We start from the raw sequence: 15,424 nt of genomic DNA on the forward strand, positions 1-15,424 counted from the left end.
ATACTCTTGGATACCTTCCACCGGAAGCCATTGCAATAGTGGCGGATTACCTAAATCTTTCTCAATCAGATGTCTATGGAGTGGCCACCTTTTATAACCAATTCCGCTTTAATCCACCGGGCAAAAATCCAATCAAGGTTTGTCTGGGAACCGCCTGCCATGTTAAGGGTGGAGATATCATTTTAGAAAATTTTGAACGAAAGCTTGAAATTAATGAAGGCGAAACCACGGCTGACAGAGAATTCAGTATCGAAAGGGTGGCATGTGTGGGGTGTTGTGCCATAGCGCCTGTTGCCCTTGTGGGCGAGACCGTTCATGGAAACATGGCGCCAAGTAAAGTGGAAGGACTTATCCTTCGAATTCAGGTCGAAAAAGAAAAAAAAGAAAGAGAAAAACAAAAAGAATGAATCCAGGTAGCTATGAGAAGTTGCATCAGTCGTTTGGTGCAATTCGTGAAGAAGCGCAAAGAAGAAGGAAGGAATTCGATGAAGATCCGGTCCCCAAAATTCACATTTGTATGGCAACCTGCGGCATCGCTTCCGGTGCTTTGGATACTAAAAAGGCCTTCGAAGAAGCGCTTGACGAGCAAAATATTAAAGCCCGGATTCATACGGTAGGCTGCATCGGCCATTGTTACGCAGAGCCCGTTGTGGTGATCGACTACAAGGAATCAGGATTTCCCCCCATTTTTTATCCTGAGGTCAACCCCGGTAAAGCCAAAATGCTGGTAAAGTTCTTTTTAACTGAGGGAGATCCGAGACTGGAGCATATCCTCGGAGCGACCCAGGAGAATGAGATGATTCCTTCGGTCATGGAATTTGCTCGGTTTAACCAGGAAAAACGAGTGGTTATGGAAAAGTGCGGGCATATTGACCCTGAAGATATCTATGATTACATTGCCGAAGATGGATATGCGGCACTGGAGAAGGCCTTGGAAAAGGATCCCGTTGAAATTATCACTGAAATACAAAAATCGGGTTTGCGGGGTCGGGGTGGTGCAGGGTTTCCCACCGGCCAAAAATGGGATTTTGCCAGGAATGCCGAAGTAAAGGAAAAAATAGTTATTTGCAATGCAGATGAGGGGGATCCGGGTGCCTACATGGACCGAACCATTTTAGAGAGCAATCCCCATCAAGTACTGGAAGGTATGGCTATCTGTGCATATGCCGTGGGAGCTGAAAAAGCTCTGGTCTATGTAAGGTCAGAGTATCCCCTGGCGGTAAAAATCATTACCCGGGCGATAAAGCAGGCGAAAGAGCTGGGGCTGCTTGGCAAAGGCATTTTAGGGACTTCATTTAATCTGGACATTGAAGTGTTCCAAGGGTCTGGAGCCTTTGTGTGTGGCGAGGAAACGGCTTTGATCCAATCCATTGAAGGGTACCGCGGTATGCCGCAACACCGTCCGCCTTATCCGGTGCATAAAGGATTATGGGGTAAGCCAACAGTTATCAATAATGTTAAAACCCTGGCATCCATTCCGCCAATTACAAAAAAAGGGGCCGCCTGGTATCGAAAAATTGGCACCGAAAAGAGCCCCGGAACCGCAATTTTTTCCATTGTGGGAAATGTGACTCATCCCGGCTTGGTTGAAATTCCCATGGGTGTATCGCTGAGAACGCTTATTTTTGATATTTGCGGCGGAATTCCAAATAAAAAGAATTTTAAAGCTGTTCAAATCGGAGGACCCTCCGGTGGATGTCTCTCAGATGATTTCCTAGATACCCCCATTGATTTTGACTCCCTTACAGAAGCCGGTGCAATGATGGGTTCGGGCGGCATGGTGGTAATGGATGAAGATAACTGTATGGTGGATGTTGCCAGATACTTTCTTGATTTTACCCAAAAAGAATCTTGCGGGAAATGCACTTTTTGCCGAATTGGGACCAAGCATTTGCTTAACATATTAGACCGAATTACCATCGGCGAAGGTCATCCGGATGATTTGGCTATACTGCAAAGCCTGAGTGAAGATATAAAAGCAGGCTCTCTGTGTGGATTGGGCAAAACAGCGCCAAATCCTGTACTGACATCCTTGAGATACTTTCTGGATGAATATGAAGCGCATGTAAACCAAAAACGTTGTCCGGGTATGACCTGCCGGAAACTCACCGCATATTATATTGACCTGGAAAAATGTGCCCGTGGTTGTGATGCATGTGTTGGATGTTGTCCGGTTGAAGCTGTATTTACCACCAGCAATAGAAAAAAAGGGATTGACCAGGTTTTATGCGTAAAATGTGGTGAGTGCATGGTGGCGTGTCCTCCGGAATATGATGCGGTGATGAAAGTTTCTCCTCCTGAGCTTGCACCTGTTATTGAAAGACCGAAAGAGTCTGCTGAAGAGGGCAAATGATAATATAAATGCTCATTTGGGCATGTTTTTTTTATAAGCCAAAGGATACATTAGTTTTAAGCTTTTAATCGTAACTACTTATCATAAAAATAAAGTTTAGAACCTAAGAGACAAAACCATGGTAAAGCTGCGGGTGGATGATAAAGAGATTGAAGCAAAGGAAGGGACAATTCTGCTTAAAGCCTGCTTGGATAACGACATTTTCATCCCCAACCTGTGTTATATGACGGATATGGACAACGGTGTTGCATCATGCCGGATGTGTTTTGTTGAAATCCAAGGCGAGCAAAAACCGGTGGCTTCATGTACGGTTAAGGTGGCCGATCACATGAGGGTCAGAACAGACACACCGGCTGTGCGCAGATTGCAACGATCCGCCTTTCGGCTTCTGCTGTCCACACACCATGTAGATTGTCGCAATTGTCCGGCGAATAAAAAATGCGGGTTGCAGCAAATCGCTAAATTTTTAAAGGTCGGCTTAAAACAGAAGACTTTAGAAAAGATCCTTGGCAGCACTGCTATCGACGAAGGCCATCCTTATCTTAATTTTTTTCCCAATAGATGTGTGTTATGCGGAAAGTGTATTTATGTCTGCCAAAAGCAGAATGAAAAAGCCTTCATCACTTTTGCTAAAAGAGGGTTTGATACCCGGGTCAGTTTTTATGCCCCGGGTGATTTATCAGAAATCCCCTGCGGCGCCTGTAATAGCTGTATAGGTATTTGTCCGGTGGGTGCCATTACGGCAAAAGGACACACGGTATAATATTTGCCAACTGGTGCCATGTTTTCGCCCCAAGGATCGTCACCAGGTGAATTAAGGCGCATTCCATCAGGTCTGGAGGCAAAGTACAAAATTGCTTGTACCGTCACATCAAATGGAATGCTCCTAAGCAGGTTTATTATGCCTCTTCGCGGATTGAAGCCTAACATAGCAATAAATATTGCGGTTATCTTATTGGTGGGGATGCTGCTGATCGAATTTGTAACGATAATAACCGCTCAAAGAGATATGATCCGCTTTGAAATCTCCCGGGGAAATCTTCTTATATCTTCATTCAAACAAAGCCTTGTCAATTTTTCAGCACAAAATAATCCGACCCATCATTTCAATTTAAAGAATCGTTTTGACCGCATGATGGATGAGGCCGGTTTTACCTGTGCTTTAATAATGGATGGTCATAAAAAGCAGGTCTATTTTGGCGTAAGCGGTTGCAACCTGAAAGATGAGCTCATTGAGCTTACCCATCAGGCGGTTGTCACCGGAGAGAAAACCACCCGTTTTTTTGGAACGGTGTGGGGAGTTTTCTGGATGCAAAACAAAGATGTGGTCCTTTCATCTCCTGTAAAGCATAACGGGCGCATCATCGGTGCCATAAGCATTGCTTTGCCCCTTGACAGGATTTATGAGACTTTAAGACGCAGTCAAAAAATATTGTTTATTTATATTTTCGTAAATACCGCTATACTGACATTTATCGGTCTTTACCGGCTGTCTAAGGTATATCTGGAACCCATGTACAGGCTGGTAAAGAGAGCTGATGAGTATAGAGAAGATGACGAGATATTTTTTGCCGTACGGAAAGAAGACAATGAGCTTAACCAACTGTCCAAAGCCTTGAACCGCATGTTGGAACGCATTTCAGCCGACAGGGAAAAATTGCGGGCAATGGTGATATCCCTGGAAAAGGCAAATTTTGATTTAAAGCAGGCCCAACAGAAAATAATACGAGCTGAAAAGCTGGCTTCGGTTGGGCGTTTATCTTCAGGAATTGCTCACGAAATAGGTAATCCCATCGGTATTATTATCGGTTACCTTGAACTGCTTAAACAAAAAGATATCACGGACAATGAACGGACCGAATATATTATCCGCACCGAAAATGAGGTAAACCGGATAAATACGATTATCCGTCAACTCCTTGATCTTTCAAGGCCCTCCGATGCAGGTTCAAAGGTGGTTTCGGTGCATGAGGTTATCAATGATATTTCAAACGTCATTGAACCCCAGCCCATGATGGCCAACATAAAGTTGGAGCTTGAACTTGAAGCGCAAATGGATACTGTTTTTGCCGATCCCAATCAACTGAGACAGGTTTTTTTGAATTTAATCCTGAATGCAGCAGATGCGATTTCTTTCAGTACCAAGAAGATAACCGGGAAGCTGGTGATCAAAAGCGCGGTTATCCCGGGGTCGGATTCGGATGGTAATCCTATGCTGCAACTAATATATATGGATAACGGTCCGGGGATTTCCCCAGAGAATCTGGAAAATATTTTTGACCCCTTTTATACCACCAAAGAACCGGGGAAGGGTACCGGTCTCGGTCTTTCCGTCAGTTTCATGATCATTGAAAATTTTGGTGGAAAAATTGAAGCAACAAGCATAGAAGGTGAAGGAACCACCATTACGGTATTGCTGCCGCTGCATGTGGAAAAATAATAGGAAATGTTCGCAGGCACTGTGTCTGCACGTGATCAGGGCAACCTGCATCACAGATTATAGCTGCTTACCCTGGTGGCGTACCTCTGCACCGGTTGTGGATGCATGCAGAACGCAGATTGTACTGTCTTTTAATTTGGTGGGAGAGAGTAGAAAAAATAGAAAAAGTTCCTTATCAATTTCATACAGGATTCAGGGCATACATACTCGGATAATAATATGAAAAATTTAATGTCAAAGGAAAGATCGTCTCAGCCAAAGCGCCTTTTGGTTATTGATGATGAAGAGAATATGCGACATATGTTGTCGGCGATGCTTAAAAGGTCCGGCTATATTGTGGATACGGCATCGGATGGGTCCAAAGGGATTAAAATGGTGGAGCAGACTCAATACGATTTTATTCTTTGCGATCTTAAGATGCCCAATATGGGAGGCATGGAATTTTTAGACTCCGCAAGAGAAAAAATCGAAGCCACTACTGTGATCATGATGTCGGCTTATGGTTCTATCGATACGGCGATTGAAGCGATGAAGCTCGGTGCATATGACTATATATCAAAACCATTTAAAAGTGATGAAGTCTATATGACGCTAAAAAAAGCCGAAGAAAGAGAAAGTTTAAAAAAAGAGAACCAGTGGCTGAAGGAGAGAATCCGTGAGATTGGCAATGAAAATACTTTCGGGAATATAATTGGTCACAGCAAGGCTATGCAGTCTGTTTTCCAACTGGCGGAAAAAGTGGCCCAATACAATACCACCGTGCTAATTTCCGGTGAAAGCGGTACGGGAAAAGAATTAATTGCCAAGGGTGTTCACTACAGCGGGGTCAGATCATCCATGCCTTTGGTTCCGGTGAACTGCGGTGGTATTCCTGAAAACTTACTGGAAAGCGAGCTGTTTGGATATCTAAAGGGAGCTTTTACCGGTGCGGACAGGGATAAGAAAGGGCTTTTTGTCGAGGCAGAGGGCGGAACCATTTTTCTGGATGAAATTGGGGAGTTACCGCTTTCTTTGCAGGTAAAACTTCTGCGAGTTTTACAGGAAAATGAAATAAGGCCGGTGGGCAGCTCCAAAACACAAAAAATTAACGTACGGGTGATTGCTGCCACCGCAAAAAACCTGGAAGATGAAACCAAAAAGGGAAAATTCCGTGAAGATTTGTTTTACCGGCTGAATGTGCTGCCGATAAAACTTCCTCCTCTCAAGGAAAGGGAAGGGGACGTGCCCCTTTTGTGTCAATTTTTTATTGATAAATTTAACAAAAGACTGGGCAAGGAGATAAAAAGCATCGCTCCTGCTGCCATGTCTCTTCTGGTCTCCCATTCCTGGCCGGGGAATGTACGGGAACTGGAAAACGTCATCGAGAGAGCAGTGGTACTTGCAGAGGATGATATTCTGCTGCCGGAAAATTTTCCGCCGGGAATCGGCATGGCCGCAGAAGCAGATGAGGCAAGCGGCATGTTTGAAGGGTTTTCCATAAAGGCAGCCCAAAAAATTTTAGAAAAAAAACTGATTATTAAAGCGCTGAAGGAGACCGGGAACAACCGCACCCGGGCCGCCCGCCTACTTGAAATCAGCCATCCATCTTTGCTCAGTAAGATTAAGTCTTATGATATTATGATGTAATTTTTCCTGTTCTGCTGGCCATTTCATTTTTCCATTTTCATAGAATATATTGAATCGTTGAGAATGGCTGATGAATGATTTTATATCTTGACAGGCCGTCTTTAAAGGTGATACTAAAAAAAATTTTAATTTCTATGCTACATTTTTATTTTTCCTTGCTTTGATTTATTTCGATCAGGGCTTTTATATCCAAAAGGAGGCTTTATGAGAAGATACGAAACCATCGCTATTATTGATCCCGATCTTTCTGATGAAGAACGGACGGGTGTTTTAAAAAGAACAACAGATCTTATCCCCAAAGAGGGCGGGTTTCTGGTAATGCTGGACGAATGGGGGAATAGGAGACTTGCCTATGAAATCAAGAAAAAGGCCCGAGGCTACTATGCCCGTATCGACTACTGCGGTATGGGATCCCTTGTAGACGAAATGGAAAGGCTTTTCCGGATTGATGATAAGGTTCTTAAATTTATGACGGTTCTGCTTGATAAAAATGCTGACGTTGAAAGTATCAAGGAAGAAATGGCCATAGCCAAATCTGAAGCTGAGGCTAAATCGAAGGCTGAGGCTAAATCGAAAGCTGAAGCTGATGAAGCAGCCAGGAAGAAAGCTGAGGAAGCCGAAAAAGAAGCAGAGGTTGCCGATGAGGTCGCTGGAGAAAACGATGAGTCTGATACCGACAATAGCAATTTGGACTCTGCTGGAACAGAAAAAGTAGAAGCTGAAGAGAGCAAAACCGAAACAACAGAAACCGAAATCAATAAAGAGGAGCAATAAAATGGCTGCAGCTTTCCATCCACGAAAACAAAATGATACCGGAAGAAAAAAACGAGTATTTCATCGTCGTAAAGTTTGTCGATTCTGTGCAGACAGCAGTCTGGTGATAGATTACAAGGATCCGAAATCACTTAAATATTTTATAACCGAACGTGGTAAGATCCTCCCGAGGCGGATTTCAGGAACCTGTGCCAAACACCAACGTGCCTTGACCCATATGATCAAGAGAGCTCGAACCATTGCACTGTTGCCATATGTGGGTACGATGGATAATAGGTGAAAATCTTCAAGGGAGAAAAGGGTGGTGTCTCAAGCCGTCCGGCAAGAAGTATTAAAGGACATTGCAATTGGTATTGCAATCACCAGTATTTTATTCGCAGTATCGATTAAATCGCCTGTTTTGGGTTTTTTTTGCACGTTCCTGGTTCCCTTGCCCACACTTTTCTATCGCTCAAAATTAGGAAGAAAAATCGGTTTAGTTGTCCCGTGTTTTACCATCATTGCCCTGATTATCATACTGGGAAGATTCTCTTTAGATGTATTCTTCTTTATGGAACTGCTGATCATTGGTTTTGTGTTAAGTGAGCTGATTGAGTTAAAACTTTCGATTGAAAAAACGTTTATTTATGTATGCATTGTGGTGCTTTCTTCCTCGGTATTGGTGGTTCTTTTTTATAGCAATATAACCGGCATACAGGTCGAATCTCTTGTATCTGCCTATATTGTGAAGAATCTGGAACTCACACTTGAGTTTTACCGCAGCATGGGTATGCCGGAAGAAAATATCCATCTGATTTCCAGCTCCATGGAAAGTTTTCAGTATGTTTTGATTCGCATTATCCCGGCTCTTGCAATCGCTTTAATTCTTTTTATTATCTGGACCAGTTTGATGATTGCAAAACCGATGTTTAAAACAAAAAATCTTTTTTATCCGGACTTTGGGCGGCTTAAATTGTGGAAAGCACCTGAATATCTTGTCTGGGTGGCTATCGCTTGCGGTATTGTGATCCTGATACCGGATCAAGGCATCAGGCTGATGGGAATAAATGGAATTTTAATCCTGATGGCAATTTACTTTTTTCAAGGTATGGCAATTGTATCCTTTTATTTTGAAAAAAGACAGTTTCCACGGCTGATAAAGTTTTTTCTTTACAGCCTGATTGCCATACAGCAAATAATCCTTCTTATTGTGGTGATGCTTGGTTTTTTTGATATATGGTTTAATTTCAGAAAAGTGGAAAAAAAAAGTTAATCGTATAAAAATTCGCGGAGGTTATAATGAAAATAATCTTGAAAGAAACAATCAACTCCCTCGGTGTTATCGGCAGTGAGGCCACAGTGGCCAAAGGGTATGCACGTAACTATCTCTTCCCGCAAAACAAAGCAGTGCCGGCCACACCCCAGAACCGAAAAAAGCTTGAGCAGGATAAGGTCAAATTCGACCTGCAAATTGCCAAAGAGCGCAAAATTGCTGAAGAGATGGCTGAAAAGCTCGAAGGCGTAACCTGCACCATAACGGCAAAGGTCAGTGAAGAGGAACGTCTTTACGGCTCTGTAACCGTACGTAACATTATAGATGTCCTTCAGAAACAGGATATTTCCATTGAAAAAAGAATGGTGTTACTTAAAGAACCCATTAAAACGATCGGTACATTTAAAGTTCCTATCCGTGTTTACAAGGAAGTTGAACCGGAAATTACCGTTGAAATCGTACCCGAATAAAATCCAAGATCTCTGATCCGGTCCGGAGGACGTGGTTCGGTGAATTGGATAAAACTATTTCGCAGCTGTTTGCTGTTTGAAACTTTTAATTAACCAGAATGACCACTCAGATTCGTGGAGAGACACTGAATTTGTATTTTAATATCGGAGAAATTTCCGGGTAGATCCGTGGTAAAAATATGAAGGCCAAATGTTCGATTTTTATTTTCTAATTTCAGCGTTCGGTGAACGCTTAGCCTAGTTAAATACTCAAAGCCCATCTTATGCCCCAAAGACAGCCTCAAAATCAAAAAGATCCTTCTCTTTATAACCTTCCGCCCCATAGTATTGAGGCGGAAGAATCAATTTTAAGCGCAATGCTTCTTGATAACAACACGTTGCTTGATGTTTTTGATATTCTTACATCCGAGGATTTTTACAAGACCGCCCATAAAATAATCTTTTCAGCCATAACTGATCTGTTTGCAAGAAATGAACCCGTTGATCTTGTAACCCTTTCCAACATACTCAAGGAGCAAGGTCGGCTTGAAAAGGTCGGAGGAGCCACGTACCTGGCACGTCTTGTTGATGTGGTCCCCCTTGCCGTAAATGCACAACACTATGCAAGGATTGTTCATGACAAAGCATCTTTAAGACGTCTTATCGAAAAAGCGAATATCATTTCCAGTCGATGTTTTGAAGACCGGGGAAACGTTGATGAAGTGATTGATTTTGCCGAAAGCTCAATTTTTGAGATTTCACAAAACAAAACCTATCAGTCCTTTTATTCCATTAACAAATTAATTGAAGTCAATATTGATACACTTGAAGAACGGCAGGGCAATAAAGCACTGGTAACCGGTGTTCCTACAGATTTTGTCCTCCTTGACCAAATGACATCCGGGCTCCAGAAATCTGATCTCATTATCTTAGCCGCTCGCCCGAGCATGGGAAAAACAGCCCTGGCGCTTAATATAGCAAGAAATGTGGCAATTAATGAGAACATTCCGGTAGCGCTGTTTTCTCTGGAAATGTCAAAAGAACAGTTGTCTATGCGAATGCTGAGCAGCGAGGCAAGGCTCAATTCCTCCCGCTTGAGAAGCGGTTTCATCAGCCAGGATGACTGGAATAAGATTACTGAAGCTGCGGGAAACCTATCCACTGCCCCTATTTATATTGATGATTCACCTGATATTTCTGCCATGGAAATAAGAGCCAAAGCTCGCAGGTTAAAAATGGATAAGAAAATAGGACTGGTTATTATCGACTATCTCCAGCTAATGAGAACCAGAAGTACAGCGGAACGCAGAGATCTCGAAATTTCAGATATATCACGATCTCTAAAAGCCCTTGCCAAAGAACTCGATCTGCCGGTGGTCGCTCTCTCTCAGCTAAACAGGATGCTGGAACAAAGAAGTGATAAACGGCCTCAGCTTTCGGACCTTAGGGAATCTGGCGCCCTTGAGCAGGATGCGGATGTGGTTGCTTTTATTTACAGGGATGAAGTCTATAATAAAGATGAAAATAATCCTAACAAGGGAAAAGCGGAGTTAATCATTGCTAAGCAGAGAAATGGACCTGTGGGAACGGTGCCTTTGATATTTCTGGATACATATACCCGCTTTGAAAATCCGGCAAAAAAAAATATAAATGGAAACAGTGAATTCTGATGGACGTCTAAAAAGTTCATTCTCTTCTACCATACTGTTTTTCATAAATTTTCCTGCCCGGCTGGGGACAACGAAGCATAAAACCAAAGGTTTACACGGAGAATCGCCTGTTTGCCCGGTATCAGACGTTACCATCTTATCTGGAAATGAACGTACGGCAGCGATCTCGAGGAGATTAGATTTGAACCAGCCCCAAGGGGCAGAATTCAACGGCGGCGTTGATCGTCTTTGCCCGTATGGGTGTAACTGAGAAGATAGGGGACGTGTAAGATATTATATAGTTTCTCAAAAATATATTCCGTTTTAAACGATAAAAAAGTGGGTATACCTGTCCGCAACTATCAGCGGGAAAACAAGTCCTTCAAATTTAGTCATCATATGAAATGCGCAACATACGTTGAATGCTTGCGAAATATGGCACCACCTCCCGTTTTGATGCGGGAGGTTTTTTGTTAGACCGTCAATTCAATACCGGATGAAAAAAATTTATGGAAACACAAACGGGTTAAAGACAAACCAGATCCGCAGGCTAGAAAAATTTTACCGTCGACGTATCCCGCCTGAATTTATTATCACCTTTGAACTCGCGCGTGATATCAGCAGACTTTCCCATGAAATACGTCGTCAGATCGGTCTTCTTATCAATCGCAGGGGAAAAATTGCCTGTGTCATTGTCGGTGATTATAAAGGAATTGTTATTCCTCAAATCACTCAATATCGCGCCGCACCCGGTCGTCTTAACGGGCTTCGCTGTATACATACCCATCTTGGCAATGAAGTCCTGACAAGGGATGACCTTACCGACCTTGTCCTTTTAAGACTTGATATCATGGGGGCAATTAGCGTTGGAGAAGAGGGCAACCCCCAACTGGTGCATATCAGTCATATCATGCCGAATTCTACATCCGATATGCCTTTTCAGATACTGGATGCTTTAAATCCCGGTCAGCTTGACATCGGGTGCCTGGATTTAATCAAGGCACTTGAAGCCGAACTATCTCATGTCATTTCCCTACATAAATCAGACACGGGAAAGGAAAGGGCCCTTCTGGTCAGCGTAACAACTCAATCTCCGGCATCAGCGAGAGATTCTATGGCTGAGCTTACCGAGCTTGCTGTATCATGCGGTATTGACGTGACGGAAACCATCCTGCAGCAACGAAAAAAAGTTAATTCTAAATTCCTTATGGGCACAGGAAAACTGGAAGAACTCACACTGCTTGCCCTTACAAAGGGGGCCACTCTTATTATTTTCGACCAGGAATTAAACCCTTCTCAAATACGTTCCATTACAGACCGGACAGATTTAAAGGTGATTGACCGAACCCAGTTGATTCTCGATATTTTTGCCCAGCGCGCCCAAACAAGAGAAGGTAAACTTCAGGTTGAGTTGGCCCAATTGAAATATCTACTTCCCCGTTTGATTGCAAAAAATACGGCCATGTCGAGATTAACCGGTGGCATCGGAGGGCGTGGGCCAGGAGAAACCAAGCTCGAAATAAACCGTCGCCTTGTTCGCAACAGAATTGCACGACTTGAAAAAGCGCTATCTCTGGTAATAAAACAGCGGAAACAGCAAAAAGCAAAGAGAAAGAAAAAAGAACTTCCCGTTATTTCAATCATCGGTTATACAAATGCAGGAAAATCTACGCTTTTGAACACCCTTACCCAAAGCAGTGTGTTGGCCGAAAAACGATTGTTTGCCACACTCGATCCATCAAGCAAACGCCTCAGATTTCCCCAAGATATTGAAGTCATTATCACCGATACGGTCGGTTTTATAAAAGACCTCCCCGAAGACCTTAAAGTTGCCTTTCGTGCAACTTTAGAAGAACTCGAAGGTGCTGATCTTTTGCTTCATATCATTGATATCAGCAATCCCAGATTTAAGGAGCAGATCGAATCTGTAGAGAAAATCCTAGGTGATTTAAATCTAAACCACATACCTTCTATTCGTGTGCTTAACAAGAAGGATCTGGTTGACAAAGAAACCGTTCACCACTTGATAAAAATAATTGGAGGAACAGCTATTTCAGCCAAATCCAAAAAAACACTCATGCCTTTGATTGAAAAAATGGAAAAAAAGATAGAGCAAATAAATAGGTTGACATCCTTTTGAAAATATATATAAAAAGCTCATCCTTATGAACTTTGAAACAGTAAAAAGAGTGGCCGTTGCCGCTGCATATAAAGGTGCCCGGGCAATCATGCCCTTTTATGGCCGGCTGTTAAAGATTAATAAAAAAGGCGCCATTGACCTGGTCACTGAAGCCGACACCGGTTCAGAAAAAGCAATCATCAAGACAATCCGAACCAAATTTCCCGGACATTCCATACTGGCGGAAGAGAGCGGTCTTAATAAGGGAAATTCTGAAAACCAATGGATCATTGATCCTCTTGACGGAACAACAAATTTTACCCATAAGCTGGATCTTTTTTCAATTTCAATCGCTTTTGCTTTAAAAGGTAAAATCGTTGTCGGTGTGGTTTTAAATCCTGTGTCGGGAGAGCTTTATACCGCCATAAAGGATAACGGTGCGACATTGAACGGTAGGCCCGTAAAAGTTTCGGCTGTTGATCAGATCTCTGAAAGTTTGCTGGTCACCGGTTTTCCTTATAATCACCAGAAAATTCTCAAAGCCCTTATGACCCGCTTTACCGTTTGCCTAAAAGCATCACAGGGGGTCAGACGCCTTGGTTCTGCAGCTCTGGACCTTTGTTTTGTTGCTTGTGGAAGGTTTGAAGGATTTTGGGAGCAGAATTTAAATCCATGGGATACTGCAGCAGGCACATTAATTGCCCAGGAAGCCGGAGCGGTTGTCACCGATTTTTCAAACAGGCCCTTTGATATCTACCAAAAGGAAATTCTTGCCACCAACGGCCGCATACATAATGCCATGCTTTCATTACTGGAGTTGAAAGATAAAATATGAAAAACAAGTCAAAAGGCAGAAATTTACTTGATGAGCATCTGGGATGTTATGGCGAATTCAACAGCAACGACCCAATCTGCAAGAAGTTTTGTGCTTTGAATATAAAGTGCGCCATAGATAGCAATCAAAATAACCTCATGGAGTTTCTTGAAGACCTGGTATCATCCGATGAAATTTTTCTGAAAATTCAGTGAAATGTCTCATATAACTCCTTTTACCGCAATGATATAAAACAATCACTTATACTGTTTGCCATTAATATATTCCGTTTTAAACGATGAAAAACTCGTATATAAGAGATCGTAAAGAAAGAACAGACTAGCTATATTATAATTTGTTTTGTTATCAGAACGATTGCCATAAAATGAGCTTATTCTATTTTAGCTCTTTCTTAACGATCTCTAATACACTCAGACAGTTTCCTCATTTAAAACGGAACATATTTATGGCAATTACTATAAGGAGCAGAAAGGGGGGTAAAATATAGAACAGTGAGGTGGGATCAGCCTTGAAAAATCTTACCCGGATTTAATATTCCTTTTGGGTCAAAAACCTGTTTGATTCTTTTCATGAGGGCAAGCTCTACGGAACCGATTTCTTTTTCCAAATAGGGCGCCTTGGTAATCCCTATACCATGTTCACCGGAAATGGTTCCACCCAGTTTAAGGGTGTAGTCGAACAGCTCATCAACAGCATCTTCAGCCTTTTTAAGCTGGTCTTTATCTTTTTTATCAAGCATAATATTAAAATGGATATTTCCGTCACCTGCATGACCGAAACTTGCCATTATAAGCCCGGTTTTTGTCCGTAATGCGTCTATCTTTTTGACCATTTGAGGGATTTTGCTTCGTGGAACAACAATGTCTTCATTGATTTTATCAGGGGCATACTTGAACAGCGCAGGTGAGATCGCTTTACGTGCTTTCCATAGATTTGCAGCCTCTTCTTTGTTTTCTGCCACTTTAACCCTTGTTGCCCCCTGGGAGATACACAACTTTTTTAAATCGGTAACTGCTCTGTCCGCCTCTTCTGCAGTACCATCCACATCAATCAGCAGCATTGCCTGGGCCTCAACCGGTAAACCTATGTTAAGATGGTCCTCAGCGCATTGTATCGATGCATTGTCTATAAACTCAATGGTTCGCGGTATGATTGAGCGTCTTATTATTTCTGAAACCGTTTCCGCCGCTTGATCGATTACCTCAAAAACAGCGGTCATGGTTCTTATTTCCTTTGGCAGGGGCAAAAGCTTTAGTGTCATGCGGGTAATGATTCCAAGGGTGCCTTCGGAACCGATGAAAAGTCTTGTTAAATCATACCCCACCACCCCCTTGGCGGTTTTGACTCCGGTTTTTATTATTTCTCCTGTTGGAAGCACCACTTCAAGTCCTAGCACATAATCCCGTGTGACCCCGTATTTTACAGCGCGGGGTCCCCCGGCGCACTCAGCCATGTTTCCACCCAGGGTACAAAATGCAGAACTTGCAGGATCGGGAGGATAAAACAAACCCTCTTTTTCAACCACCCGATGGAAATGACCGGTTATCACTCCCGGTTCGACGTGGGCAACAAGATTATCGGTATCTATTTTATGGATACGGTTAAAACGGGTCATGATAATGACAACTCCGCCGTTGATGGGAAGGGATCCTCCGCTCATTCCAGATCCGGATCCACGGGGAATGACATTAAAATGATTTCTATTGGCCAGGCGCAATATGGATGCCACTTGACTTGCTTTTTGGGGGAAAACAATTGCGTCCGGCAGGAAGTTTATGGCGGTGGCATCATAGCCATAGCAGACAAGATCTTCTTTGGCATTGCTGCAATATGCCTTGCCAACTATATCTCTCAAATCTTTAAAGGTATGAATGGATATTGTCATTTATGGCTTTAACCTGGAAAGGGGGAGTGGAGTTTTCTACGA

General features: G+C 42.8%; 14 protein-coding genes (1 of these 14 only partly in view). 13 read left to right on the plus strand and 1 reads right to left on the minus strand.

Features of this window, described 5'->3' with window-relative positions:
* From nuoE to SWH54_13060, 13 genes are all read left to right on the plus strand, one after another.
* A protein-coding gene (gene nuoE, locus SWH54_13000; GenBank protein MDY6792172.1) for an NADH-quinone oxidoreductase subunit NuoE crosses the window boundary here: on the plus strand, positions 1–407 show its 3' portion. The gene continues 115 nt to the left of window position 1, outside the view; only the last 407 of its 522 coding nucleotides appear in the window; the start codon falls outside the window, past its left edge; its stop codon occupies positions 405–407.
* On the plus strand, positions 404–2,353 hold the full coding sequence (locus tag SWH54_13005) for an NADH-ubiquinone oxidoreductase-F iron-sulfur binding region domain-containing protein (protein MDY6792173.1): 1,950 nt from the start codon (positions 404–406) through the stop codon (positions 2,351–2,353). Before nuoE ends, SWH54_13005 begins: the two co-directional genes overlap by 4 nt.
* A gap of 118 nt (positions 2,354–2,471) precedes the next feature.
* Positions 2,472–3,116 carry a 2Fe-2S iron-sulfur cluster-binding protein gene (locus tag SWH54_13010; GenBank protein MDY6792174.1) on the plus strand — a complete coding sequence of 215 codons (645 nt, stop codon included), beginning with the start codon at positions 2,472–2,474 and terminating at the stop codon, positions 3,114–3,116.
* Between the two features lie 138 nt (positions 3,117–3,254).
* On the plus strand, positions 3,255–4,793 hold the full coding sequence (locus tag SWH54_13015) for an ATP-binding protein (protein ID MDY6792175.1): 1,539 nt from the start codon (positions 3,255–3,257) through the stop codon (positions 4,791–4,793).
* A gap of 219 nt (positions 4,794–5,012) precedes the next feature.
* Entirely contained in the window at positions 5,013–6,419 is a 1,407-nt protein-coding gene (locus SWH54_13020; protein MDY6792176.1) for a sigma-54 dependent transcriptional regulator, read from the plus strand.
* 204 nt (positions 6,420–6,623) lie between these two features.
* Positions 6,624–7,193, plus strand: a complete 570-nt coding sequence (gene rpsF, locus SWH54_13025; GenBank protein ID MDY6792177.1) for a 30S ribosomal protein S6 — start codon at positions 6,624–6,626, stop codon at positions 7,191–7,193.
* A 1-nt stretch (position 7,194) separates the two neighbouring features.
* Positions 7,195–7,473, plus strand: coding sequence for a 30S ribosomal protein S18 (rpsR, locus tag SWH54_13030; protein MDY6792178.1), 279 nt, complete (start codon positions 7,195–7,197; stop codon positions 7,471–7,473).
* Between the two features lie 24 nt (positions 7,474–7,497).
* Positions 7,498–8,445: a DUF2232 domain-containing protein gene (locus SWH54_13035; GenBank protein MDY6792179.1), complete on the plus strand. Its 948-nt coding sequence runs from the start codon at positions 7,498–7,500 to the stop codon at positions 8,443–8,445.
* 26 nt (positions 8,446–8,471) lie between these two features.
* Positions 8,472–8,915 carry a 50S ribosomal protein L9 gene (gene rplI / locus SWH54_13040; protein MDY6792180.1) on the plus strand — a complete coding sequence of 148 codons (444 nt, stop codon included), beginning with the start codon at positions 8,472–8,474 and terminating at the stop codon, positions 8,913–8,915.
* A 263-nt stretch (positions 8,916–9,178) separates the two neighbouring features.
* A complete protein-coding gene (gene dnaB / locus SWH54_13045; GenBank protein ID MDY6792181.1) occupies positions 9,179–10,564 on the plus strand; it encodes a replicative DNA helicase in 1,386 nt (461 codons plus the stop codon).
* 475 nt (positions 10,565–11,039) lie between these two features.
* On the plus strand, positions 11,040–12,683 hold the full coding sequence (gene hflX / locus SWH54_13050) for a GTPase HflX (protein MDY6792182.1): 1,644 nt from the start codon (positions 11,040–11,042) through the stop codon (positions 12,681–12,683).
* A 25-nt stretch (positions 12,684–12,708) separates the two neighbouring features.
* On the plus strand, positions 12,709–13,497 hold the full coding sequence (locus tag SWH54_13055; protein MDY6792183.1) for an inositol monophosphatase family protein: 789 nt from the start codon (positions 12,709–12,711) through the stop codon (positions 13,495–13,497).
* Positions 13,494–13,691 carry a hypothetical protein gene (locus SWH54_13060; GenBank protein MDY6792184.1) on the plus strand — a complete coding sequence of 66 codons (198 nt, stop codon included), beginning with the start codon at positions 13,494–13,496 and terminating at the stop codon, positions 13,689–13,691. The genes SWH54_13055 and SWH54_13060 overlap by 4 nt, the downstream gene beginning before the upstream one ends.
* A 308-nt stretch (positions 13,692–13,999) precedes the next feature.
* Here SWH54_13060 and SWH54_13065 read toward each other — a convergent pair whose 3' ends face one another.
* Entirely contained in the window at positions 14,000–15,382 is a 1,383-nt protein-coding gene (locus SWH54_13065) for an FAD-linked oxidase C-terminal domain-containing protein (protein MDY6792185.1), read from the minus strand.
* Positions 15,383–15,424 lie beyond the last annotated feature (42 nt).

It is taken from the genome of Thermodesulfobacteriota bacterium (assembly GCA_034189135.1).
In the GTDB taxonomy this organism is placed as follows: Bacteria; Desulfobacterota; Desulfobacteria; order Desulfobacterales; family JAUWMJ01; genus JAUWMJ01.